This window comes from Microbacterium sp. GW823-FHT02G05, assembly GCF_058797175.1.
Genome location: NZ_JBXAJK010000002.1, coordinates 226,709 through 250,298, shown reverse-complemented (window position 1 = coordinate 250,298; position 23,590 = coordinate 226,709). Strand labels below are relative to the sequence as shown.

Sequence of the window (23,590 nt, the reverse complement as noted above, 5' to 3'; positions counted from 1 at the left end):
CTGTGCGAAGACGATCAGATCGCGAAGCCGAGGGCACGCATCATGTCGCGGCCGTCGTCGGTGATCCGCTCCGGACCCCACGGTGGCATCCACACCCAGTTGATGCGGAATCGGTCGACCACGTTGTCCAGTGCCTGCGCGGTCTGTTCTTCGAGGACATCGGTCAGCGGGCATCCGGCGCTCGTCAGCGTCATGTGGATCACGAGCGCGTCGTTCTCCTCATCCCACGAGAGGTCGTAGATGAGGCCGAGGTCGACGACGTTGATCCCGAGCTCGGGATCCATCACGTCCTTGAGCGCCTCGGTGACCTCGTCGTACTTCTGACCATCGAGAGTCACTGTCATGCGATCAGCCTACGCCTCGATGGGGGCCGCGGGGTCGAGGAAACGGTCGTAGCCTTCGTCCTCGAGGCGGTCAGCGAGCTCAGGTCCGCCCTCTTCCACGATCTTGCCGTTGACGACGACGTGCACGAAGTCGGGGCGGATGTAACGGAGGATGCGGGTGTAGTGCGTGATGAGCAGGACACCGAGGTTGGTCTGTTCCTTCGCACGGTTCACACCCTCGGACACGATCTTCAGCGCGTCGACGTCAAGACCGGAATCGGTCTCATCGAGGATCGCAAGCTTCGGCTTGAGCACCTCGAGCTGCAGGATCTCGTGACGCTTCTTCTCGCCACCGGAGAAGCCTTCGTTGACATTTCGCTGCGCGAACTTTGGGTCCATGCGCAGGTCTGCCATGGCGGTCTTCACGTCCTTGGTCCACTGACGGATCGCGGGCGCTTCGCCGTCGATGGCCGTCTTCGCGGTGCGGAGGAAGTTCGTCACCGTGACCCCCGGGATCTCGACCGGGTACTGCATGGCCAGGAACAGACCGGCGCGGGCGCGCTCGTCGACCGACATCTCAAGCACGTCGGCACCGTCGAAGGTGATCGAGCCGCTCGTGACGGTGTACTTCGGGTGGCCGGCGATCGTGTACGCGAGCGTCGACTTTCCGGACCCGTTGGGGCCCATGATCGCGTGGGTCTCACCCGTGTTGATGGTGAGGGTGATGCCGTTGAGGATCGGCGTCGTGCCGACTTCCGTCTCGACCGATACGTGCAGGTCGCGAATCTCGAGGACAGACATTCAGACTTCCTTTGTCACAGTGGGATCAATGAGCACGTCATCGCCGTCGATCTCGACGACATAGACCGGGACGGGCTCGTAAGCAGGGAGGTTGAGGGGCTTGCCGGTGCGCAGCGAGAACGCCGAGCCGTGGGCCCAGCACTCCAGCGTTTCGCCTTCCACAAAGCCCTCGGAGAGGGAGATGTCGCCGTGCGTGCAGACATCGCCGATGGCATGGACCTCGCCAGCGGAGTCGAGGACGACAGCCATCGGGACGCCGTCGAGGACGACCCGCACCGCGGTGTCCTGCTCCAGCTCACTCAGTGCGCAGGCGCGCTGTGCGGTCATGCATTCACCTCGGCGAGTTCCTTCTCGATCTCTTCCAGCAGCTCGTCCTCCAGGCTCGGAACGCCGATGCGCTGGACGATGTCACTGAGGAATCCGAGCACGACCAGACGGCGCGCTTCCTCCTCGGTGATGCCGCGAGCCTGCAGATAGAACAGCTGCTCGTCGTCGAAGCGACCCGTCGCACTGGCGTGACCCGCACCGACGATGTCACCGGTCTGAATCTCCAGGTTGGGGATCGAGTCGGCGCGCGCGCCCTCCGTCAGCACCAGGTTCCGGTTGGCCTCGTAGGAGTCAGTGCCCGTGGCATCCGGTCCGATCAGGACGTCGCCGATCCACACGCTGTGCGCGCTCGCACCCTGCAGCGCGCCCTTGTAGAGAACGTCACCGGTCGTGTGCGGACCCTTGTGGTGCAGGTAGACCTGGCTCTCGAGGTGCTGTCCCGCATCCGCGTAGGAAAGACCGAAGATGCGCCCCTCGGAACCCGCGCCCGAGAGTTCGATGTTCGGGTTCACGCGCACCAGGCCGCCACCGAAGCTGACGACGGTGTGGGTGAGGGTCGCGTTCGCGTCGACTCGCGCCTGGTGAGCGGAGACGTGAATCGCGTCCGCATCCCACTGCTGCACCGAGACGACCTTGAGGTGAGCACCGTCGCGGACGATGATCTCCACGTTCTGCGCATACCGCGCAGAACCCGAGTGCCGCAGCACAACAGTGGCCGAGCTGTGCGGCAGGGCTTCGATCACGATGTGCGCATCCGCACGAAGCTCTGCGCCCTGACCGAGGAAGGCGATCTCGATGGGCTCTGCCACCTCGACCTCGCGGTCGATGCGGACATGCATCGCCTCTGCCGCGCCGTTCCACGCGACGGCTGCCGTCACGTCTTCCGGACGGAAGAACTCGCCGCGCGGTGCCGTGCCCACGGCGAGAGGTGTCGCGATGTGCGAGGCGCCGGAGCGGATCTCCGTGACGACGCCCGCAGCGCCCGTCGCGGTCTCGAAGAGACCGGTCAGCGTGGCGACGGGGGTGTGCTTCCAGTTGACCTCACGGCCCGTCGGCACACCGAAGTCACTGATCTCAAAGGATGAAGGACGCTCGGAGCGGGTCTGCACCGGAACGAATCCGGCGTCGGCGACCTGGGCTGCCGGGTCTACGTGCGCGTGCGTGTTCGGCGCCTGCGAAGGCGCTGTCGTCGAGGCCGCCATTTAGCCGACCGATCCTTCCATGCCCATCTCGATGAGCTTGTTGAGTTCCATCGCGTACTCCATCGGCAACTCGCGTGCGATCGGCTCGATGAAGCCGCGAACGATCATCGCCATGGCCTCGTCTTCGGGCATGCCGCGCGACTGCAGGTAGAAGAGCTGCTCTTCGCTGACCTTCGACACCGTCGCCTCGTGCCCGAGCTGCACATCGTCGACACGGATGTCGATCGCGGGATATGTGTCGGAGCGGGACTTCGTGTCGACCAGCAGCGCGTCACAGCGCACGGTGTTGGCCGAGTGGTGTGCGTTCGCATCCACCCGGACCTCGCCGCGATAGCCCGCGCGACCGCCACCACGGGCGATCGACTTCGAGATGATCGAAGACTGGGTGTACGGAGCCTGGTGGATCATCTTCGCACCGGCATCCTGGTGCTGGCCGGGACCCGCGAAGGCGACGGAGAGCGTCTCACCCTTGGCGTGCTCGCCGACGAGGTAGATCGACGGGTACTTCATGGTGACCTTGGAGCCGATGTTGCCGTCGACCCACTCCATCGTCGCGCCCTCGTGCGCAACGGCACGCTTGGTGACGAGGTTGTAGACGTTGTTCGACCAGTTCTGGATCGTCGTGTAGCGAACGCGCGCGTTCTTCTTCACGATGATCTCGACGACGGCCGAATGCAGCGAGTCGCTCTTGTAGATCGGCGCCGTGCATCCCTCGATGTAGTGCACGTAGCTGCCTTCATCAGCGATGATCAGCGTGCGCTCGAACTGGCCCATGTTCTCGGTGTTGATCCGGAAGTAGGCCTGCAGCGGGATCTCGACGTGCACGCCCTTCGGGACGTACACGAAGGAACCGCCCGACCAGACAGCCGTGTTGAGAGCAGCGAACTTGTTGTCGCCGGCAGGGATCACGGTGCCGAAGTACTCTTCGAAGAACTCGGGGTGCTCACGCAGTGCCGTGTCGGTGTCCATGAAGATGACGCCCTGCGCCTCGAGGTCCTCGCGGATCTGGTGGTAGACCACCTCGGACTCGTACTGCGCGGCGACACCGGCGACCAGGCGCTGACGCTCGGCCTCGGGGATACCGAGGCGCTCATAGGTCTCGCGGATGTCTTCCGGAAGGTCTTCCCACGATTGCGCCTGCTTCTCCGTCGAGCGCACGAAGTACTTGATGTTGTCGAAGTCGATGCCCGAAAGGTCTGCACCCCATGTCGGCATCGGCTTGCGCCCGAACAGCTGGTAGCCCTTGAGTCGGGTCTTCAGCATCCACTCGGGTTCGCTCTTCAGCGCGGAGATGTCGCGGACGACCGCTTCATTGATTCCGCGACGCGCGCTCGCTCCGGCGGCGTCGACGTCGTGCCAGCCGAACTCGTACACCCCCAGACCGTCGAGTTCAGGACGGTCGATCAGCACATCCGACATCACACACTCTCCTTTATGGGCCGCAACGGTGTCATCCGCCCCGACACGCCTGTGCCTCCGTCGAGTCTGCGGAGGTGGCGGCCGATGTGGGCCCTCATCACTGACGCATCCATCGCGCCTAAACTGTAGGTGATGCGCTCTGCGTTCAACGCGCACATCACAACAAGACGATTCTACAGGTTCCCCCGCATCTGGTGCCGTTCTGCACGATGTCGGCGGAACCGGAGGACACATGCCCGAAACAGCCACCCGCCCCCTCGTCGATCCCCCCGCACGCTCGCGCTTCGCTCAGTGGTTGCCCACCGCCGTCGATACGCGCATTCGCGTGTTCGCGTGGATCTCCTTCGTCCTCAACGTCGTGATCATCGCGACCGGCGGTGCCGTTCGGCTCACCGGCTCCGGTCTCGGATGCAGCGACTGGCCCGTCTGCGTGCCCGGCTCGCTCGTCCCGACGCCGGAGCTCGGCATCCACGGTGTCATCGAGTTCGCGAACCGCACGATCAGCGGCCCCCTCCTGCTCGCAGCCCTGGGGGTGCTGGTTCTCGTCTGGCGGATGCGCCGCACACGCCGCGATCTCTTCGTCATCGCCGCTGTCATCGTCGCGCTCGTCATCGTGCAGGCGCTCGTGGGCGCCTTCGTCGTCTGGCAGGAGCTCGCCACTGCCCTCGTCGGCTTCCACTACACGGTCTCCGTCGTGATCGTGTGCATCGCGGCGACGTTCCTCGTTCGCATGCGTCAGGCCGGAGGCGAACGTATCGCGGCAGCCCCGCGCTCGTTCGCGATCCTCACGCACATCACAGGTCTGGCCCTGGCGGTCACGGTCTTCGTCGGCGTGCTCACGACCGCAGCAGGACCGCACTCCGGTGACGACGAGGTGATCCGCACCGGCTTCGACGCGAGCATTCTGGCGCACGTCCACTCCTGGCCCGGCTATGTGCTCGGCACCCTGGCGCTCATTCTCGCCGTGTCCGCCGTCGCCCAGCGCCTTCCGCAGCGCGGCTGGACGATCGCTCTCCTCGGCATCATCGCCGTCCAGGTCATCGTGGGCGTCATCCAGGCGCGCAACGGACTGCCGGAGATCCTCGTCGGAATCCACATGGTTCTCGCTGCGCTCTCCGCGGCGACCTACACGGCGCTCGCGATGAATCTGCGCCGCCCGGCGCGCTGAGCATCCACCGCACGAAGAAGGGACCCGCTGCCGTGGCAGCGGGTCCCTTCTTCTTTGACTCTTCGTGCTCCGTGCCTCAGAACGGCATGAGCGGGTCGATCGCGACGGCGATGAACAGCAGCGTCAGATAGGTGATCGACGCGTGGAAGACGCGCATCGGGGCGATGTCACGCCCCTTCACCGCATGGTTGTAGAGGCGGTGCGACTCATAGATGAACCATCCGCCGAAGACGAGGGCCGAGATCGTGTAGACCAGCCCCATCCCGGCCACCGGGATCAGCAGCAGCGAGCACACGATCGTCGCCCATGCGTAGAGGATGACCTGCAGACCGACCTGGCGAGCAGAACGCGTGACACCGAGCATGGGGACATCGACATCGTCGTAGTCGTCCTTGTAGCGCATGGACAGCGGCCAGTAGTGCGGGGGCGTCCACAGGAACACGACGATGAAGAGGATGAACGGTGGCCAGGCGAGCGAGCCCGTCACGGCCGTCCATCCGATGAGCACAGGGAAGCACCCGGCGATACCGCCCCAGATGATGTTCTGCTCGGTGCGGCGCTTCAGGATCATCGTGTAGATCACGACGTAGAAGAAGATGGCGCCGACCGACAGCGCGGCGGTGAGCATGTTCGTCGTCAGCAGGAGCCAGACGGTGGATGCGACAGCCAGCACCCACGAGAAGACGAGCGCGGCCCGATCGGAGATCTCACCCGTCACGAGCGGACGGTTGCGCGTGCGCTTCATGTGCTTGTCGATGTCTCGATCGAGATACATGTTGAAGGATGCCGCGGATGACGCGCTCATCGCGCCGCCGATGACCGTGGCCAGGACAAGCCAGAGGTTGGGCAGTCCGCCCTCTGCGAGGAACATCACCGGAACGGTCGAGACGAGCAGAAGCTCCAGAACGCGGGGCTTCGTCAGAGCGATGTACGCCTTGATAGTCCGCTTCAGCGAGCGATCTGCCACGACCGGCTGCGAGATCGTTGAGATGCTGATCGCCTCCTTCTGCGCGTGCGCATAAATCAGTGTCCATTCTATTGCACGCCGCCGAGGTGCACGGGCCGTTCGTGATGCGTCGTCAAAGAGCGCCGCGGCACCATGGGACCGCACTATGCTGAAACCACTCGCGCGCCCGGTGCATCTCTTCACGCCTCTCTCCAACGACGGAGAACGCGCCTGGAATCACGGGCGCCCTCAATCGTGTGAAAGGGCATATTCGTGTCAGAACTGCAGTGGGACGAGATCGATGCACGCGCCGTGGACACCGCGCGCGTGCTGGCCGCAGACGCCGTGCAGAAGGTCGGCAACGGCCACCCCGGCACCGCGATGAGCCTGGCTCCCGTCGCCTACCTGCTCTATCAGCACGTGCTCCGTCACGACCCTGCCGACACCGACTGGCTCGGCCGCGACCGCTTCATCCTCTCGGTCGGTCACTCCTCACTCACGCAGTATGTGCAGCTCTACCTCGGCGGCTTCGGACTTGAGCTCGACGACATCAAGGCGCTCCGCACCTGGGGCTCGCTGACGCCCGGCCACCCGGAGTACGGTCACACCAAGGGTGTGGAGATCACCACCGGCCCGCTCGGCCAGGGACTCGCCTCGGCGGTGGGCTTCGCTTACGCCGCGCGCTACGAGCGCGGTCTGTTCGATCCGGATGCTGCCGCGGGCACGAGCCCGTTCGATCACTTCGTGTATGTCATCGCCGGCGACGGCGACCTGCAGGAGGGCGTGACGAGTGAGGCATCCTCGCTCGCCGGTCACCAGCAGCTCGGCAACCTGATCGCGATCTATGACTCCAACCAGATCTCGATCGAGGGCGACACGGACGTCGCCTTCACAGAAGATGTCGCCGCACGCTACGAGTCCTACGGCTGGCAGGTGCTGCACGTCGATTGGCGGCGCACCGGCGAGTACGTCGAAGACATTGCCGAGCTGAACGCGGCGATCGAAGCAGGCAAGGCCGAGACCTCGAAGCCGACGCTCGTGATCCTCAAGACGATCATCGGCTGGCCTGCACCGAACCAGAAGGGCACCGAGAAGGTGCACGGCAATGCGCTCGGTGCCGACGAGGTCGCGGCGACCAAGGAGGTCCTTGGCTTCGACCCGACGCAGAGCTTCGTGGTCGAGGATGCTGTGATCGAGCGCACCCGCTCGCTCATCGGACGCGCGGCAGAGGCACGCGCCGCATGGCAGGCGGACTTCGATGCCTGGGCCGCGGCCAACCCCGAGCGCAAGACGCTGCTCGACCGCCTGGAGGCGCACGCGCTTCCGGAGAACATCGACGCAGCGGTGCCTGTCTTCGAGGCTGGCACAGAGATCGCCACCCGCGCAGCCTCGGGCAAGGTCATCAACGCACTCGCCGCAGAGCTGCCGGAACTGTGGGGTGGCTCTGCCGACCTCGCAGGCTCGAACAACACCACGATCGCCGGCGCGAAGTCCTTCATCCCCGCCGAGTGGTCGACGCACGACTGGAGCGGCAGCCCCTACGGTCGTGTGCTGCACTTCGGTATCCGCGAGCACGCCATGGGATCCATCCTCAACGGCATCGTGTTGCACGGCCCCACCCGCCCCTTCGGCGGAACCTTCCTCATCTTCAGCGACTACATGCGGCCCGCCGTTCGCCTGGCTGCCCTCATGAACGTCCCGAGCATCTTCGTCTGGACGCACGACTCCGTGGCGCTCGGTGAAGACGGCCCGACCCACCAGCCGATCGAACAGCTCGCCTCGCTGCGTGCCATCCCGAACCTCGCCGTCGTGCGTCCGGCAGACGCCAACGAGACCTCGGCGGTCTGGCTCGAGATCCTGCGCCGCCACGGCGGTCCCACAGGACTCGCGCTGACTCGTCAGAACCTGCCGGTCTTCGCGCGCGGCGAAGGCGCGGCTTCCGGTGAGACGTTCGCAGCAGCCTCGCACGCGGCCAAGGGCGCCTACGTCCTTGCCGAAGCTCCGAACGGCACCCCCGACGTCATCCTCATCGCCACCGGCTCCGAGGTCCAGCTGGCCGTCTCCGCCCGTGAGACGCTCGCTGCCGAGGGCATTAACGCGCGTGTCGTGTCGGCTCCCTCGCTGGAGTGGTTCGACGAGCAGTCGGCTGAGTACCGCGAGAGCGTGCTTCCGGCGGCGGTGACCGCCCGCGTCTCGGTCGAGGCCGGCTCCGTCCTGACGTGGCGTGGCATCGTCGGCGACCGCGGTCGCTCGATCGGCATCGATCACTTCGGCGCCTCCGCCGACTACAAGACCCTGTTCCAGAAGTTCGGCATCACCGCCGAGGCCGTCGTCGAGGCGGCGCGCGAGACCCTCAAGGAGAACGCATGAGCACCCCCACCGCACAGCTGTCCGCAGCCGGCGTCAGCATCTGGCTCGACGACCTTTCGCGCACCCGCATCACGTCGGGCAACCTCGCCGAGCTGATCGAGTCCCGCAACATCGTCGGAGTCACGACGAACCCGACCATCTTCGCGAACGCGATCACGAACCCCAACGACACGTCCTATGACGGACAGGTCGCGGAACTCGCCGGCCGCGGCGCCTCTGCAGAAGAGGCGATCTTCGAGGCAACGACTCAGGATGTCCGGGATGCTCTCGACATCTTCCGACCGGTCTGGGAGGCCACCTCGCACGTCGACGGTCGCGTTTCGATCGAGGTCTCCCCCGACCTCGCGCACGACACCGACGGCACCATCGCACAGGCGAAAGAGCTGTGGGCGAAGGTGGACCGCCCGAACCTGCTCGTGAAGATCCCCGCCACGAAGGCCGGCCTTCCCGCGATCACCGCGGCGATCGCGGCAGGCATCAGCGTCAACGTCACCCTGATCTTCAGCCTCGAGCGCTACGGCGAGGTCATGGACGCCTACCTGACCGGTCTCGAGCAGGCCAAGGCGGCCGGAATCGACCTCTCCACGATCCACTCCGTCGCCTCGTTCTTCGTGTCGCGCGTCGACACCGAGACGGACGCGCGTCTCAACGCGATCGGCACCGATGAGGCTCTCGCGCTTCGCAGCAAGGCCGGCCTCGCCAACGCGCGTCTCGCCTACGAACTCTACGAGCAGGTCTTCGCGGGCGACCGTGCAGCAGCGCTGCTTACGGCCGGCGCCAACGCTCAGCGTCCGCTCTGGGCGTCCACCGGCGTCAAGGATCCGGCACTGCCGGACACCCTGTACGTCACCGGCCTCGTCGCCGCGAATGTGGTGAACACGATGCCCGAGAAGACGCTCGAGGCCACGTTCGACCACGCCGTCGTCACGGGCGACACGATCACGGGCGGCTACGAAGGCGCACGCGCGGTGTTCGCCGGGCTCGAGGCTGTCGGCATCGACTTCGTCGACGTCACCCAGGTTCTGGAAGACGAAGGAGTGGCGAAGTTCATCGACTCCTGGCACGACCTGCTCGCTCAGGTCGCTGAAGGCCTGGAGGCACAGCGATGAGCGTGGCGATCCACGCGTCCGGTGCCGCCGCCGAGGCGATCGACGCCGTCGTTCCGCAGCTCGTCGGCGAGCTGATCGCCTCGCGCATCACGGCAGCGGACTCCACTCTCTGGGGTCCGGCAGCCGAAGAAGAGGCTTCGAAGCGCCTGGGCTGGGTGGAAGCCGTGTCGATCTCGCGTCCGCTGGTCGCGGAGATCGAAGCGCTGCGCCACGAGCTCAACGCCAAGGGCATCACGCGCGTCGTCCTCGCCGGCATGGGCGGGTCTTCGCTCGCCCCCGAGGTGATCGCCCAGACTGCGGGCGTCGATCTCACGATCCTCGATTCGACGGCCCCTGGTCAGGTCCTCGCGGCCATCGACGCGGGTCTCGCAGACACCGTGCTCGTGGTCTCGTCGAAGTCGGGATCCACCGTCGAGACCGACTCCCAGCGTCGTACGTTCGAAGCGGCGTTCCGCGACCTCGGCATCGACCCCGTCGAGCGCATCGTCGTCGTCACCGACCCGGGCTCCCCGCTGGACGAGTCCGCGCGCTCGGCCGGCTACCGCGTCTTCAACGCCGATCCCAACGTCGGCGGCCGCTACTCCGCTCTGACCGCCTTCGGTCTCGTGCCATCGGGCCTCGCCGGCGTCGACATCGCCGAGCTGCTCGACGAGGCCGAGGCGACGCTTCTCCAGGTCGCCGTCGACTCGGCGGAGAACCCCGCTCTGCGCCTTGCCGCCGCGATCGCGGGCGCTCAGCCTCGCAAGGACAAGGTCGGCCTCATCACCGACGGCACCCACATCGTGGGCCTGCCGGACTGGATCGAGCAGCTGATCGCCGAGTCCACGGGCAAGGAGGGCACGGGTGTCCTTCCTGTCGTGCTCCTGCCGGTCTCCCCCGAGGTCGAGTCCACCCCCGCGGATCTGCAGCTCGTGCGTCTCGTCGATGACGCCGCCGAGTTCCACCTGCGTGAGCGTCACCCCGGTGAGATCCTGGTCAGCGGAACGCTCGGCGCACAGTTCATGGTGTGGGAGTACGCGACCGTCATCATCGGGTACCTGCTCGGCATCAATCCGTTCGATCAGCCCGATGTCGAGTCAGCGAAGGTCGCCGCGCGTGGCCTGCTGGACGCACGTCCCGAGCCCGCGGCGCCTGCGTTCGTGCTCGACGGCGTCGAGGTTCGCGTCTCCGATCCGTCGCTCGCCGCATCCGGAACCATCGCGGGCGTGCTCGACGCGCTCTGGGCGCAGCTCGCCGATGACGGCTACGTGTCGATCCAGGCCTACGTGAACCGCCTGGAGCTCACGCAGCTCCAGGGGCTGCGCGAGATGGTGGCAGCAGACTCGGGCCGACCGACCACATTCGGCTGGGGCCCGCGCTTCCTGCACTCCACCGGTCAGTACCACAAGGGTGGTCCCGCGCAGGGTGTCTTCCTCCAGATCCTGGAGGCAACCGACGTCGACCTCGAGATTCCGGAGCGACCGTTCACCTTCGGACAGCTGATTCAGGCACAGGCGGCAGGCGATGCTGCAGTGCTCGCTGCACAGGGCCGGCCCGTCGTGACTCTCACTCTCACCGAGGCGTCCGATGACGTCCTCGATCTTTTCGAAGCCGCCCAGTAGGAGAAACCCCCTCTGATGACCGTCCCCATCTCGCGCGGGAACAACCCACTGCGCGATCCTGACGACCGCCGACTGCACCGTATCGCCGGGCCGAGCGCCCTCGTGATCTTCGGCGTCACCGGCGACCTGTCGCGCAAGAAGCTGATGCCCGCCGTGTATGACCTCGCCAACCGCGGTCTGCTTCCCCCCGGATTCGCACTCGTGGGCTTCGCCCGCCGCGACTGGGAGGATCAGGACTTCGCCGAGGTCGTGCTCTCTGCGATCAAGCAGCACGCGCGCACGCCCTTCCGCGAGGAGACCTGGCAGCAGCTGCTGCAGGGCATCCGTTTCGTCCAGGGCACGTTCGATGACCCGGAATCGTTCGCGCGCCTGCGCCAGACCGTGGAGCAGCTCGACACCGAGCGCGGCACGATGGGCAACCACGCGTACTACCTGTCGATCCCGCCGAAGGACTTCCCTCTGGTCGCGAAGCAGCTGCGCGAGTCCGGGCTCGTCGACGAGAAGCAGGACGACGATCGCTGGCGTCGCGTCGTCATCGAGAAGCCCTTCGGTCACGACCTCGCTTCGGCGCGCGCGCTGAACGATGCTCTCGAGGGCACGTTCCCTGCCGACTCGATCTTCCGCATCGACCACTACCTCGGCAAGGAGACGGTGCAGAATATCCTCGCGCTCCGCTTCGCCAACGAGCTGTACGAACCGATCTGGAACCGCAACTACGTCGACCACGTGCAGATCACGATGGCGGAAGACATCGGGGTCGGCGGTCGCGCCGGCTACTACGACGGCATCGGTGCAGCACGCGACGTCATCCAGAACCACCTCCTGCAGCTGCTCGCACTGACCGCGATGGAAGAGCCCATCAGCCTGTCCGCCGAGCACCTGCGTGCCGAGAAGGAGAAGGTGCTCGCCGCTGTTCAGGTTCCCGAGGACCTGGCACTCGCCAGTGCCCGCGGACAGTACGCCGGCGGCTGGCAGGGTGGCGAGAAGGTCACCGGCTTCCTGGATGAAGACGGCATGAACCCGGAGTCCACCACGGAGACCTACGCCGCGATCAAGGTCGAGATCGGAACCCGCCGCTGGGCGGGTGTGCCGTTCTACCTGCGCACCGGCAAGCGTCTCGGCCGGCGTGTGACCGAGATCGCCGTGGTCTTCAACCGCGCCCCGCAGCATCTCTTCGGGCGTGGACAGACCTCCGAGCTCGGGCAGAACGCTCTCGTGATCCGCGTGCAGCCCGACGAGGGTGTCACGATCCGCTTCGGGTCGAAGGTGCCGGGCGCCGGCACCAACGTCCGCGATGTCACGATGGACTTCGGCTACGGCCACGCATTCACCGAGGCGAGCCCCGAGGCCTATGAGCGCCTCATTCTCGATGTTCTCCTGGGCGACCCGCCGCTGTTCCCCCGTCACGAAGAGGTCGAGCTCTCCTGGAAGATCCTCGACCCGTTCGAGGAGTTCTGGACCGCACAGGGCGGCCCGATCGAACAGTACGCACCTGGATCGTGGGGCCCGGAATCTGCCGATGCCCTGCTGGCCCGCGACGGACGAGTCTGGAGACGCCCGTGATCATTGACCTCCCCGACACCACGGTCAGCCAGGTCGCCAAGCAGCTCGTGAAGACGCGTGAAGAGGGCGGCGCTGTCGCCCTCGGGCGCGTGCTCACGCTGATCATCGCCGCCCGCAACGGCGTCGCAGAGTCGGCGATCGACGCGGCGAACGACGCCTCCCGCGAGCACCCGATGCGCGTCATCGTGCTCACCACAAGCGACGGTGAGGCGCGTCTGGATGCCCAGATCCGCGTGGGCGGAGACGCCGGCGCGAGCGAGGTCGTCGTCCTGCACGCCTTCGGCGACGCCGCGGCGAACGCGGAGAGCCTCGTCACCGGGCTGCTTCTGCCGGATGCTCCGGTCGTGGCATGGTGGCCGGAGGACGCGCCGGAGAATCCCGCCACCTCTCCCCTGGGCCGCATTGCGCAGCGTCGCATCACCGATGCCGCAACGGCCGAGGACGTCACCTCACGGCTCGCTGAACTCGGTCGCACACACGCACCCGGTGACACCGATCTCGCCTGGACTCGTCTGACGCACTGGCGTGAGCAGCTCGCCGCTGTGCTCGATCAGCCGCCGTTCGAGACCGTCACCGGTGTGGAGGTACGCGGTTCCGCGGCTTCGCCGTCGACGGCACTGCTCGCAGGCTGGCTCCAGCTCGCTCTCGATGTTCCCGTGCGCTGGTCGCACGAGAAGCCCGAGGTCTGGCAGGAGGGTATCAAGTCGGTGCGTCTGACGCGCGCGAGCGGTGACATTCTGTTGGAGCGGCCTGTTCCGGGAACGGCGGTGCTGACGCAGCCCGGCCAGCCCGACCACGAGTTGCACCTCCCGCGGCGTACGCTTCGCGAGTGCCTCGCCGAAGAACTGCGCCGGCTGGACCCGGACGTGCTGTATGGGCGCGTCATCACCGAAGGCTGGGACAACCTGTCCGCGCCGGAGTCGGGAGAGTAATCCGATGGGTCGTGATTCGTCAGAGAAGCGTGTCGTCGTCGTCAGTGATCCCGCCGCGCTCGCGCAGCGAGTCGCCGATCGGTTCCTGGTGAGAGTGCGCGCGCGCACCGCGGACGGTCGACTGGCGCATATCGCGCTCACCGGGGGTTCGATGGGCGCGGCCGTCCTGCGCGCCGTCGCGCAGCATCCGGATGCAGCGGGAATCGACTGGTCGCTCGTGCACTTCTGGTGGGGCGACGAGCGGTTCGTCCCGGCGGCCGATGCAGAGCGCAACGCTCTTCAGGCGCGAACCGCTCTGCTCGACCACATCGACATCCCCGCAGAGAACATTCATGAGGTTGCAGCGAGCGATTCCGGCCTGACGCTGGATGCTGCGGCTGCGGCCTACGCAGCGGACCTTGCGCGCTTCGGCACCGCCGAGCAGGCTTGGCCGTCGTTCGCGGTCTGCTTCCTCGGGGTCGGGCCGGATGCGCACATCGCCTCGCTGTTCCCGGACCGCGACGAGATTCTCGTGACCGATGTGGCGGCGGTGCCTGTTCGTAACTCGCCGAAGCCCCCGCCGGAGCGTGTCACGCTGACCCGCCCGGTGATCAACGCGTCCAAGCGGGTCTGGCTCGTCCTGACCGGCGCCGAGAAGGCCTCGGCACTGGGGCTGGCTCTCGCAGGTGCCAACTACACGAGCGTGCCGGTTGCTGGCGCGAAGGGCCGCAAGCGCACGGTGTTCTTCGTGGATGAGGCTGCCGCCTCGAAGGTGGAGCCCGACCTCATCGACGCCGCATACTGAACGGCTCTCCGCGCGAACGCCTCCTGATGATCAGGGGGCGTTCGTCGTTGCGGTGCCGTCGCCGTTGCTGCCGCGCATGATGGGCAGCTCCTGGCTCTCGCTGAGCACCTGAGGGTGGTGTCGCGTGAGACTCACGACGCCCCAGACGGCGACCGCGCCCGTGATTCCGAAGGCGACGAGCACCCCCCAGGGGGCGGAGGAGGCCTCGCCGAGGACGAGCAGTCCGATCAGCACGGCGATGATGGGGTCGATGACGGTCAGTCCCGCGATCACGAGGTCAGGCGGGCCCGATCCGTAGGCGGTCTGCACGAAGTAGGCGCCGACCGCGGCGGCGGCGATGAGTGCGACGACGCAGATCAGGGTGATCCAGTCGAAATCCTGCGCCTGGATGCGTTTGATGACGACCTTCGCGAGCGTCGCGACGAATCCGTAGAGGATGCCGGCGCCGGTGACGTAGAAGAGTGCGCGCATGCGGTGGCGCAGGATGAGCCAGCAGGCTCCCAGCAGGATGATCACGAGCAGCAGGATCGCGAGGATCGTGAACAGCTGGCGTTCGGTGATGTCGCTCTCTGTGGCATAGACGGCAGCGAAGCCGACGAAGACGAAGACACCGCCGACGCAGGCGGCGATCGCGATGACAGAACGCCGAGTCGGCGTATGACCGGAGATGCGTGCGTTGATCAGGGTCGTCATGACGAGCGCGATCACGCCGAGCGGCTGCACCACGATGAGGGGTGCCACCGACAGCGCCGCGAGCTGGCAGACGATCGCCAGACCCAGCATGAGCGTGCCGAGCAGCCACGACGGCCGCGTCAGAAGACCGCGCAGCTGCGTCATGGAGAGTCCTGATGCGGCATCCGACCCACTCAGTCGTTCGACCTTCTCGACACCGCGGTGCTGATACTGCGCGCCGAGCGACATGAACACCGCACCGGCCAACGCCAGCGGGATGCCCATGAGGAGTCCGGGGTTCTGGAAGGCACCGACCAGTTGATCGCCCACCTCTTCGGCTCCGGCCATTCGCACCCATGTGTCCCAGCTCACCCTCCGACCTTACCGGGCAACCCCCGGCGACTAGGGTTAAGGCGTGGCTGTACTTCCGATTTGCATCTTGGGCGAACCCGTCCTCCATTCTGTCGCCGACCGTGTCGAGACGATCACAGACGAGATCCGCACGCTGGTCGCGGACATGTACGAGACGATGGATGCGGCGCCTGGCGTGGGTCTCGCGGCTCCGCAGGTGGGTGTGGGACTGCGCATCTTCACCTACTCGTATGTCGATGACGACGAGCGCCCCTGGCGCGGCGTGGTGATCAACCCGGAGCTGTGGATGGTCCCGCTGGAGCCGGGCTCCCCCGATCCTGATCTGGAGTCCGAGGGATGCCTGTCGTTCCCCGGCGAGCGTTTCGCACTGCGTCGTTCCGACCGGGTCATCGTGACCGGCATCGATCTCGATGGCGCACCCGTGCGCCTGGAGGTCGACGGATGGCGCGCACGCATCCTGCAGCACGAGTTCGACCACCTCGACGGCATCATCTACGTCGATCGGCTCGATGACGGCGACTGGAAGACAGTCCAGAAGATCGCCCGCAAACGCGGGTGGGGGCGCCCCGGCGCGAGCTGGATGCCGGGAGTCGACGACCTTGAGGGCTAAGTTCCGCTGAACGATCGACGGGTGAATTGCGGCGTCCACCCTCCGCCCGCTACCTTCGGATGGGCGCTGGTGACCAGCGCCCATTCTTTTCACCGAGGGGATATATCACAGCATGAAGGCTCAGTCTCTTTCTCGCGCCGCCGGCCTGACGGTCGCCGCACTCGCACTGGCCATGTCGCTGACCGGATGCAGCGCACTCACCGATCTTCTGCAGGTCGGCAAGACCGACGCGCAGCGTGACGACTCCGGCAGCGTCACGGAATCCGCGAACATCGACATCTTCGCCCTCAAGGTGGGTGACTGCATGCCCCAGAGCGAGGGCGGCGTCATCTCCGAGGCCGATGTCGTGCCCTGCGCGGAGCCGCACGCCGACGAGGTCTACTGGGAGTTCACGCTCCCCGAGGGTGACTTCCCGACCACGGAAGCCCTCTCCGCAGCCATCGAGGCCGAGTGCCTTCCTGCGTTCGAGACTTTCGCCGGCATCGCCTACGACGCATCCGCGCTCGAGGTCTACACGATCGAGCCGACGGCAGAGACCTGGGCGCAGGCAGACGACCGCGTCGTGCAGTGCGTGGTCTATGACCCCGCCGGCGACGTCACTGGTTCGCTGAAGGGCTCGGCGCGCTAAGCGTTTCGCACCGCTGAGAGGGGCATCGTCTTCGGACGGTGCCCCTCTTCGCATTACCGTTCGCGGTGCGACTGCACGCCTGGTGAACAGGACTGCGGCAAGGAAAGGGAAAACCCCTGGAACTCCGTAGAGTTCCAGGGGTTTTGTTGGCTCCCCGGCTTGGACTCGAACCAAGAACCTGCCGGTTAACAGCCGGCTGCTCTGCCAATTGAGCTACCGAGGAATGTTCTCCGCTGCGCGGGCAACTCATTTATCGTAGCAAACTCTGAGAGCCACTTTTGCCACTTTGGCCCCTCCCGCGCGCCCATTTCACGACACGCCCGAGGTTTCTCTGCCTAGGGCGCGGAGAGCATCTCCGTACCCGGAGTCCACGTCAAAGAGCCGCCACTTCCCTGGGCGACGACGTGTCCGTCACGGAGGATGAGTTGATCGGCTCCGAGCTGCCGGACGAGGCTGTCGTCGCTGGTGACGAGCAGCGCGGCCATGCCGTCACGGCAGCGCCGCGCGATCGCCTCGGCGACCACGGGACGGACATCGGGATCGAGCCCGGCGAGAGGCTCATCTGCGATGAGCACCTTCGGCTGCAGCATGAAAGCGCGCGCGATCGCCACCCGCTGACGCATGCCGGCGCTCAGCTCATACGGGAACTTCGCAGCAGCCCCCAACGGCAGATGCAGCTCGTCGAGGAGGGTGGCGACGCGGATCGAGAGGGCTCGAGTGTTGACCCTTCGCTCCCGTTGCAGAATCGGCTCGGCGATGATCTCCTGCACGCTGAGCGTCGGAGCAAGCTCGCTGCCCGCACCCTGCGGGACGTACCCGCTGAGGTAAGTGAGCTCGCGGTGACGTCGCCCAGGGCGTCGAATCGGAATTCCGTAGACGTGGGCGTCGCCTCCGACGATCCGCAGGGACGGATCCGTAACACCGGCGAGCGTGCTCAGCAGCGTCGACTTTCCGGACCCCGTGGAGCCCGAGACGCACAGGACCTCTCCTGCGTCCAGAACGAACGTGACTCCGTCGACGGCACGGGTGGCGCCCGAGTGCCCCAGTCGGTCGATCACCAGATCGACGCACTCGATCGCACTTGCACTCTTCCCCGCTCTGGCCATGCTCCCATCCTGCCTGACTCAGGCTGTACGCGTCAGGATTCGACGAAACGCTGCCGTTCGGCGTCGATGTCGCGCAAGCGCACACGCAGGGCACGCCCACCATCGGAATCGGCGGGAACCCGCTGAATGGCACCGAGCAGCTCATGCTTCTCGCGCTCCAAGTCGCGGACGATGAGGCCTCGTGCGAGATCGGTCGCCGAGTACGCGGCGCCTTCCTCGTCACGGGCAGGGAACGGACGCATGAGGAGTTCACCGGCGATGGACCGGTACGGCTCCCGCACGGCGTCGACGGCCTGCATCGACCAGCCCGCACGCGTATGGTCCGGCACGGCCGCGATCGCCTGCCGCACCGCCTCGAACGCCGCAGTGGTGAACGGTGAGGCCAGCGCCCGTCGCAGCAGTTCAGGTTCGATCCTGTGGCCGTACTGCAGGACGCCCATGAGGGCGTCGCGCTCGAGTGCGACCTCCGGAGTGGAGGGCAGCGACCGCAGAGTCACGGGCGGAAGCGCAGCGTCCGTTCCGTCCTGCGCGGATGCGGGCGGAGTGGGCTCAGACGACGTCGAACGAGAGCCGGAGGCGGCCGCGCGCACAGCGCGGCGCACAGCGGTGGGATCCATGCCGAGTCGGCGTGCGAGGATGCGCTCGTACTCGGGAAGCAGGAGCTGGTCGCGGATCTCCGCCACGATGGGTGCCGCTGCGCGCAGGGCGCCGACGCGCCCCTCCGCCGTACCGAGGTCGAACGCGGCGAGTCGACGGTCGATCACGAACTCGAACATCGGCACCTTGCGCTCCAACAGCCCGCGCACGGCCGCATCACCGCGCTGCAGGCGCAGGTCGCAGGGATCCAGTCCGTCTGGCGCAACCGCGACGAAGGTCTGCGCGTTGAAACGGTTGTCCTCCGTGAACGCACGCAGCGCGGCCTTCTGTCCGGCTTCATCACCGTCGAAGGTGAAGACCACCTCGCCGGCACCGGAATCGTCACCCATCACACGACGCAGCACCTTGATGTGATCGGTGCCGAACGCCGTGCCACACGTCGCGATCGCCGTCGTGACGCCGGCCAGATGGCAGGCCATCACGTCGGTGTATCCCTCCACGACGACCACACGACGCGGCTCGCCGCGCGCGATGTCGCGCTTCGCGAGGTCGAGTCCGTACAGGACCTGCGCCTTCTTGTAGATGGGGGTCTCCGGCGTGTTCAGGTACTTCGGTCCCTGATCGTCCTCGTAGAGCTTGCGGGCACCGAAACCGATGGTCTGCCCGGTGACGTCGCGAATCGGCCAGACCAGACGTCCGCGAAAACGGTCGTACACGCCTCGCTGTCCGGCCGAGACCAACCCCGCCGTGGTGAGCTCCTCGCGGGTGAAACCCAGCGCGCTGAGCGCCTTGAGCATGCCATCCCAGCCGCGCGGCGCGTAGCCCACGCCGAAGTGCGCGGCAGCACCGGCATCGAAACCACGCTCACCGAGGAATCGCCGGGCGGTCTCCGCCTCCGGCGACAGGAGCTGCGCGCGGAAGAATTCAGCCGCGGCCGTGTTCGCCGCGTACAGCCGGCTGCGTCCGCTCGTCTCGGGGGCCGCACCTCCGTCCTCATACTGCAGCGTGTAGCCGATGCGTCCGGCCAGACGCTCCACGGCCTCTGTGAAGCTCACGTGGTCCATCTCACGCAGGAACGAGTAGACGTCTCCGGAGGCACCGCAGCCGAAGCAGTGGTAGTAGCCGACCTGCGGACGAACGTGGAAGCTCGGGCTCTTCTCGTCGTGGAAGGGGCACAGTCCCTTCAGCGAGCCGACACCCGCTGACTTGAGGGCCACACGGTCGGAGACGATGTCAGCGATGTTGGTCCGCGCCTTGACCTCGTCGATGTCGGTCTGGCGGATGCGAGCCATCAGCGCACCTCGGCGGGGGTGGTCTGCGCGGGCGACCAGATTCCGATCGTGGCGGCGTCGATCTCGCCGACGAGCCGAGAGTGCCAGGCAAGTGCCACCTGATCAGTCAGGCTCGCGACCTGATCGACGATGACGCGCCGCTGTGCGTCCTCTGTCTCGGCCGCGTGGAAGTCGGCGACGAACACGGGTTCGAGAGCGTCCGGGCCGTTGTCCCAGATCGCTGTCGCGAGTCGCTTGAGCACCCGACGCTGCTCCCGGTAGAGCTCCTTGCGGCCATCGATCGTGACGACGGTCGCGCCGATGATCCCTTTGAGCACGGCGATCTCGACCTCGACCACGCGCGGCACCACGACGTGGGCGCGGTAGCGGGTCAGCTGCGTGCCGGGGTAATGCTCCTGCGTCGCGCTTGTCGCGGCACGGGCGAATCGCCCGATGAGATCCGAGGTCAGGTTCTTCAGCTGGGCCAGATCCGAGCGCGTCCCGCGGAACGATCGCAGCCAGGTGGGCAGGTTCGTGAGACGGAAGAGCCCCTCTTCGAGTTCTTCGCGCGAGAAGTCGAAGCCGACCCAGCGCTGAATCGCCGTCACGAGCGACTCGTGCTCCGCGGGATCGGTGAGCCGCGCGGGGTCGAGGTAGCCGTTCGTCACGGCGTCCTCGAAGTCGTGCACGGAGTAGCCGATGTCATCGGAGAGGTCCATGACCTCTGCCTCGATGCAGCGGACACGACCGGGAGCGCCGTCGCGCATCCAGCGGAAGACATCCTCGTCGTCGGGGTACACGCCGAACTTCAGCCGCCCGCCGGGATCCGGCAGCGGCTCGTCGATCGTCCACGGATACTTGCAGGTCGCGTCCAGGCTGGCGCGTGTGAGATTGAGCCCGACGCTGCGTCCGTCTGCCGCGGACACCTTCGGCTCCAGACGGACGAGGATGCGCAGGCTCTGCGCGTTGCCCTCGAAGCCGCCGAAGTCCTCTGCCCACTCGTTGAGGGCGCGCTCGCCGTTGTGACCGAATGGCGGATGCCCCAGGTCGTGACTCAGGCACGCCGTGTCGACGATGTCCGGCGAGATCCCGAGTCGGGTCGCGAGCTCGCGGCCGACCTGCGCGACCTCCAGGGAGTGGGTCAGCCGGTTGCGTGCGAAGTCCACAGGATTGGCGGGGCTCAGCACCTGCGTCTTGGCTGCGAGGCGTCGCAGCGCCGCGGAGTGCAGCACGCGGGCACGATCGCGCGCGAAGTCGGGACGCTCGGATCGGTGGTTCTCCGGGATGAATCGTTCGACGTCGGAGGCGTCGTACCCGTCAACCACCATTGTTCTCGACTTCCGCGCCGCGCAGCATGTCGGACGCATCCGCGCCGATCTCCCGTGAATCCAGCCATCCGTCCGGCAGCGCCGTGCGCTTCGGGGTTCCGGCACGACCGCGCTGCCCTTCCGCGGCGCTGCCGGGGTAGCGCGCATCGCCGAGCTGTCCGACGAGGTCGTCGATCTCGGCGAGACTCGAGACGCGGGCGAGCTGCGCACGGAGGTCGCCGCCGACGGGGTATCCCTTGAAGTACCAGGCCGCGTGCTTGCGGATGTCTCGGCAACCGCGGTCCTCGTCCTCGAAGAACTCGACGAGCAGTTCGGCATGCCGACGGAATGCTGCGCCGACGAAGGCGAGCGTGGCATCGACGAGCGGACCGTCCTTCGGCGTGCCGGTCGGATCGAAAGCGGCGGCGAGCTCACCGAACAGCCACGGGCGCCCAAGGCACCCGCGTCCGACGACGACGCCGTCGCACCCGGTCTCGGCCATCATCCGCACCGCGTCGTCGGCCGACCAGATGTCGCCGTTGCCGAGTACCGGGATCGAGGTGATGGCCTCTTTCAGTTCACCGATCGCGTTCCAGTCGGCATGCCCGGAGTAGTACTCCGACGCTGTGCGCGCGTGCAAGGCGATCGCCGCAGCGCCCGCGTCTTCCGCCGCGCGACCGGCGTCAAGGAAGGTGAGGTGGTTCTTGTCGATGCCCTTGCGCATCTTCACCGTGAGCGGGATTTCGCCGGCGGCCTTCACCGCCTGCGTGACGATGTCGCTAAACAGCGTGCTCTTCCACGGCAGAGCTGCTCCGCCGCCCTTGCGGGTGACCTTCGGCACCGGGCAGCCGAAGTTGAGATCGATGTGGTCGGCGTGATCTTCCGCGACGATGATCCGCACTGCCTCGGCAATCGTCTTCGGATCGACGCCGAACAGCTGGATCGACCGCGGCGTCTCGCTCTCGTGGTGCTGGATGAGACGCATCGTGACCTCGTTGCGCTCCACGAGCGCCCGCGAGGTGATCATCTCGCTGACGTACAGACCCGCTCCGTACTCACGGCACAGTCGCCGAAACGCAGTGTTGGTGATGCCGGCCATCGGCGCGAGGACGACGGGAACATCGATCTCGAGCGGACCGATGCGCAGCGAGCGGGCGGGAGCAGGGGCAAGTGTCACTCCCCTATTCTCCCAGACGCTCGGCCCTCGGTGGGCGAAGCGGCTCTAGGCTGTCAGGATGAGCGAAACGGCACTGCGCAGCATCCCCTTCCGCGACGCCACGGGCGCGGAGAAGACCCTCGATGATCTCGGCGCGGATGTGGTCCTCGTCGTCAACGTCGCCTCCCGCTGCGGGCTCACGCCGCAGTATGAGCAGCTCGAGCAGCTGCAGCGCGAGTTCGGAGACCGCGGATTCACGGTCGTCGGGTTCCCCTGCAACCAGTTCCTCGGCCAGGAGCCGGGGTCGCTCGACCAGATCCTCGACTTCTGCTCCACGACCTACGGGGTGACTTTCCCGGTCGTCGACAAGATCAAGGTCAACGGCAAGAACGCCACCGAGCTCTACAAGTCGCTCAAGCAGACTCCGGATGCCGCAGGCAAGACCGGTCGCGTGGAGTGGAACTTCGAGAAGTTCCTGGTGTCGGCGGACGGCTCGGTGCAGCGTTTCCGCCCGAAGACCCGCCCCGACGACCCGGCGATCGTGACGGCGATCGACGCCGCGCTGACCCGCTGATCCTGGCAGACGAGAGAGGGCGACTCCGAGTGTTCTCGGAGCCGCCCTCTCGTTCGGTCTACTCGGCGGGCGCCGCGACAGCGCCGCGGCGCTGCGCCCACAGGTCGCGAAGAACGTTCTCGAACGCTTCCGCCGGCTGCGCACCGCTGATGCCGTACTGGCCGTCGATCACGAAGAACGGCACCCCCTGGATGCCGTAGGCGCGTGCCTGCGCCTGGTCCGCCCGGACGTCGTCGAGGTGACGAGCAGATTCCAGGGCCTCGCGCGTCTCAGCCGCGTCGAGGCCGACCTCCGCGGCGAGATCAACCAGGTCATCGACGCGACCGACGTGCTTGCCCTCGGTGAAGTATGCCGACATGAGGCGCTCTTCCATCTCGTGCTGCAGTCCCTTCGCCTTGGCGTGGTGCAGGAGCTCGTGCGCCTTCACGGTGTTCGTGTGCTGCAGGAGGTCGAAGCGGTACTCGAGCCCGGCCTTCGCCGCGACGCCGGTGACGTTGTCGAGCATCTGCTGCACCTGCTCACGCGGCATGCCCTTGTGGCCCGCGAGGAAGTCGATCTCGTCGCCGTCGAAGTCGACGGGGGTGTCGGGCGAGAGCTCGAAGGAGTGGAAGGTGACGCTGACCTGCGGGGCATCCTCGTCGGATGCCACGGCCGCGAGCCCGTTCTCAAGATTGCGCTTGCCGATGTAGCACCAGGGGCAGGCGATGTCGGACCAGATGTCGATGGAGATGGGTTCAGTCACATTCATATCC

General features: G+C 66.6%; 22 protein-coding genes and 1 tRNA gene. 10 read left to right on the top strand and 13 right to left on the bottom strand.

Annotated elements, in window-relative coordinates; genetic code table 11:
- Nucleotides 1-14 precede the first annotated feature (14 nt).
- Genes AC1REM_RS11110 through sufB form a run of 5 tightly spaced genes read right to left on the bottom strand, consistent with a single transcriptional unit; the run spans nucleotide 15 to nucleotide 4,072 of the window.
- Nucleotides 15-344, bottom strand: coding sequence for a metal-sulfur cluster assembly factor (locus AC1REM_RS11110; protein ID WP_204939873.1), 330 nt, complete (start codon nucleotides 342-344; stop codon nucleotides 15-17).
- Nucleotides 345-353: 9 nt separating this feature from the next.
- Nucleotides 354-1,124 carry a Fe-S cluster assembly ATPase SufC gene (gene sufC, locus AC1REM_RS11105; protein WP_492514686.1) on the bottom strand — a complete coding sequence of 257 codons (771 nt, stop codon included), beginning with the start codon at nucleotides 1,122-1,124 and terminating at the stop codon, nucleotides 354-356.
- Nucleotides 1,125-1,451 (bottom strand): non-heme iron oxygenase ferredoxin subunit, encoded by a 327-nt coding sequence (locus tag AC1REM_RS11100; protein WP_204939871.1) that lies wholly within the window; start codon nucleotides 1,449-1,451, stop codon nucleotides 1,125-1,127.
- Nucleotides 1,448-2,653, bottom strand: a complete 1,206-nt coding sequence (gene sufD / locus AC1REM_RS11095) for a Fe-S cluster assembly protein SufD (RefSeq protein WP_492514685.1) — start codon at nucleotides 2,651-2,653, stop codon at nucleotides 1,448-1,450. The genes AC1REM_RS11100 and sufD overlap by 4 nt, the downstream gene beginning before the upstream one ends.
- A complete protein-coding gene (sufB, locus tag AC1REM_RS11090) occupies nucleotides 2,654-4,072 on the bottom strand; it encodes a Fe-S cluster assembly protein SufB (protein ID WP_204939869.1) in 1,419 nt (472 codons plus the stop codon).
- Nucleotides 4,073-4,304: 232 nt separating this feature from the next.
- Here sufB and AC1REM_RS11085 point away from each other — a divergent pair, with 232 nt between their 5' ends.
- Nucleotides 4,305-5,240 carry a COX15/CtaA family protein gene (locus AC1REM_RS11085; RefSeq protein ID WP_492514684.1) on the top strand — a complete coding sequence of 312 codons (936 nt, stop codon included), beginning with the start codon at nucleotides 4,305-4,307 and terminating at the stop codon, nucleotides 5,238-5,240.
- A 76-nt stretch (nucleotides 5,241-5,316) separates the two neighbouring features.
- On the opposite strand, the gene AC1REM_RS11080 is transcribed toward AC1REM_RS11085, so the two are convergent.
- A complete protein-coding gene (locus AC1REM_RS11080) occupies nucleotides 5,317-6,237 on the bottom strand; it encodes a heme o synthase (RefSeq protein WP_492515474.1) in 921 nt (306 codons plus the stop codon).
- Nucleotides 6,238-6,459: 222 nt separating this feature from the next.
- Here AC1REM_RS11080 and tkt point away from each other — a divergent pair, with 222 nt between their 5' ends.
- The 6 genes from tkt to pgl are packed head-to-tail and all read left to right on the top strand — an operon-like array spanning nucleotide 6,460 to nucleotide 14,545.
- Nucleotides 6,460-8,556 carry a transketolase gene (tkt, locus tag AC1REM_RS11075; RefSeq protein WP_492514683.1) on the top strand — a complete coding sequence of 699 codons (2,097 nt, stop codon included), beginning with the start codon at nucleotides 6,460-6,462 and terminating at the stop codon, nucleotides 8,554-8,556.
- On the top strand, nucleotides 8,553-9,665 hold the full coding sequence (tal, locus tag AC1REM_RS11070; protein ID WP_492514682.1) for a transaldolase: 1,113 nt from the start codon (nucleotides 8,553-8,555) through the stop codon (nucleotides 9,663-9,665). The genes tkt and tal overlap by 4 nt, the downstream gene beginning before the upstream one ends.
- Nucleotides 9,662-11,266 (top strand): phosphoglucose isomerase-related protein, encoded by a 1,605-nt coding sequence (locus AC1REM_RS11065; protein ID WP_492514681.1) that lies wholly within the window; start codon nucleotides 9,662-9,664, stop codon nucleotides 11,264-11,266. Before tal ends, AC1REM_RS11065 begins: the two co-directional genes overlap by 4 nt.
- A gap of 15 nt (nucleotides 11,267-11,281) precedes the next feature.
- Complete coding sequence (gene zwf, locus AC1REM_RS11060; protein ID WP_492514680.1) at nucleotides 11,282-12,829, top strand: glucose-6-phosphate dehydrogenase; 1,548 nt, start codon at nucleotides 11,282-11,284, stop codon at nucleotides 12,827-12,829.
- Complete coding sequence (locus tag AC1REM_RS11055; protein ID WP_492514679.1) at nucleotides 12,826-13,761, top strand: glucose-6-phosphate dehydrogenase assembly protein OpcA; 936 nt, start codon at nucleotides 12,826-12,828, stop codon at nucleotides 13,759-13,761. The genes zwf and AC1REM_RS11055 overlap by 4 nt, the downstream gene beginning before the upstream one ends.
- 4 nt (nucleotides 13,762-13,765) lie before the next feature.
- Nucleotides 13,766-14,545, top strand: a complete 780-nt coding sequence (gene pgl, locus AC1REM_RS11050) for a 6-phosphogluconolactonase (RefSeq protein WP_492514678.1) — start codon at nucleotides 13,766-13,768, stop codon at nucleotides 14,543-14,545.
- Nucleotides 14,546-14,575: 30 nt separating this feature from the next.
- On the opposite strand, the gene AC1REM_RS11045 is transcribed toward pgl, so the two are convergent.
- Nucleotides 14,576-15,565, bottom strand: coding sequence for a DMT family transporter (locus AC1REM_RS11045; protein ID WP_492515473.1), 990 nt, complete (start codon nucleotides 15,563-15,565; stop codon nucleotides 14,576-14,578).
- A 67-nt stretch (nucleotides 15,566-15,632) separates the two neighbouring features.
- Between AC1REM_RS11045 and def the strand changes: the two genes are divergently transcribed.
- Together def and AC1REM_RS11035 are read left to right on the top strand one after the other, a co-directional pair.
- A complete protein-coding gene (gene def / locus AC1REM_RS11040; protein WP_489969406.1) occupies nucleotides 15,633-16,199 on the top strand; it encodes a peptide deformylase in 567 nt (188 codons plus the stop codon).
- A gap of 112 nt (nucleotides 16,200-16,311) precedes the next feature.
- A complete protein-coding gene (locus AC1REM_RS11035; protein WP_492514677.1) occupies nucleotides 16,312-16,827 on the top strand; it encodes a septum formation family protein in 516 nt (171 codons plus the stop codon).
- Nucleotides 16,828-16,974: 147 nt separating this feature from the next.
- On the opposite strand, the gene AC1REM_RS11030 is transcribed toward AC1REM_RS11035, so the two are convergent.
- The 5 genes from AC1REM_RS11030 to dusB all read right to left on the bottom strand — a co-directional run bounded on the left by AC1REM_RS11030 (nucleotide 16,975) and on the right by dusB (nucleotide 22,285).
- Nucleotides 16,975-17,050, bottom strand: a tRNA-Asn gene (locus AC1REM_RS11030).
- 112 nt (nucleotides 17,051-17,162) lie between these two features.
- Complete coding sequence (locus AC1REM_RS11025) at nucleotides 17,163-17,933, bottom strand: ATP-binding cassette domain-containing protein (RefSeq protein ID WP_492514676.1); 771 nt, start codon at nucleotides 17,931-17,933, stop codon at nucleotides 17,163-17,165.
- 32 nt (nucleotides 17,934-17,965) lie between these two features.
- Nucleotides 17,966-19,822: a DNA primase gene (gene dnaG, locus AC1REM_RS11020; protein WP_492514675.1), complete on the bottom strand. Its 1,857-nt coding sequence runs from the start codon at nucleotides 19,820-19,822 to the stop codon at nucleotides 17,966-17,968.
- The gene (locus AC1REM_RS11015) at nucleotides 19,822-21,129 is read right to left on the bottom strand and encodes a deoxyguanosinetriphosphate triphosphohydrolase (protein ID WP_492514674.1); all 1,308 of its coding nucleotides are present in this window, start codon (nucleotides 21,127-21,129) and stop codon (nucleotides 19,822-19,824) included. The genes dnaG and AC1REM_RS11015 overlap by 1 nt, the downstream gene beginning before the upstream one ends.
- Nucleotides 21,119-22,285, bottom strand: a complete 1,167-nt coding sequence (gene dusB, locus AC1REM_RS11010) for a tRNA dihydrouridine synthase DusB (protein WP_492514673.1) — start codon at nucleotides 22,283-22,285, stop codon at nucleotides 21,119-21,121. Before dusB ends, AC1REM_RS11015 begins: the two co-directional genes overlap by 11 nt.
- A 58-nt stretch (nucleotides 22,286-22,343) precedes the next feature.
- Between dusB and AC1REM_RS11005 the strand changes: the two genes are divergently transcribed.
- Nucleotides 22,344-22,838, top strand: a complete 495-nt coding sequence (locus AC1REM_RS11005; protein WP_492514672.1) for a glutathione peroxidase — start codon at nucleotides 22,344-22,346, stop codon at nucleotides 22,836-22,838.
- Between the two features lie 58 nt (nucleotides 22,839-22,896).
- Here AC1REM_RS11005 and AC1REM_RS11000 read toward each other — a convergent pair whose 3' ends face one another.
- Complete coding sequence (locus tag AC1REM_RS11000; protein WP_492514671.1) at nucleotides 22,897-23,580, bottom strand: DsbA family oxidoreductase; 684 nt, start codon at nucleotides 23,578-23,580, stop codon at nucleotides 22,897-22,899.
- Nucleotides 23,581-23,590 lie beyond the last annotated feature (10 nt).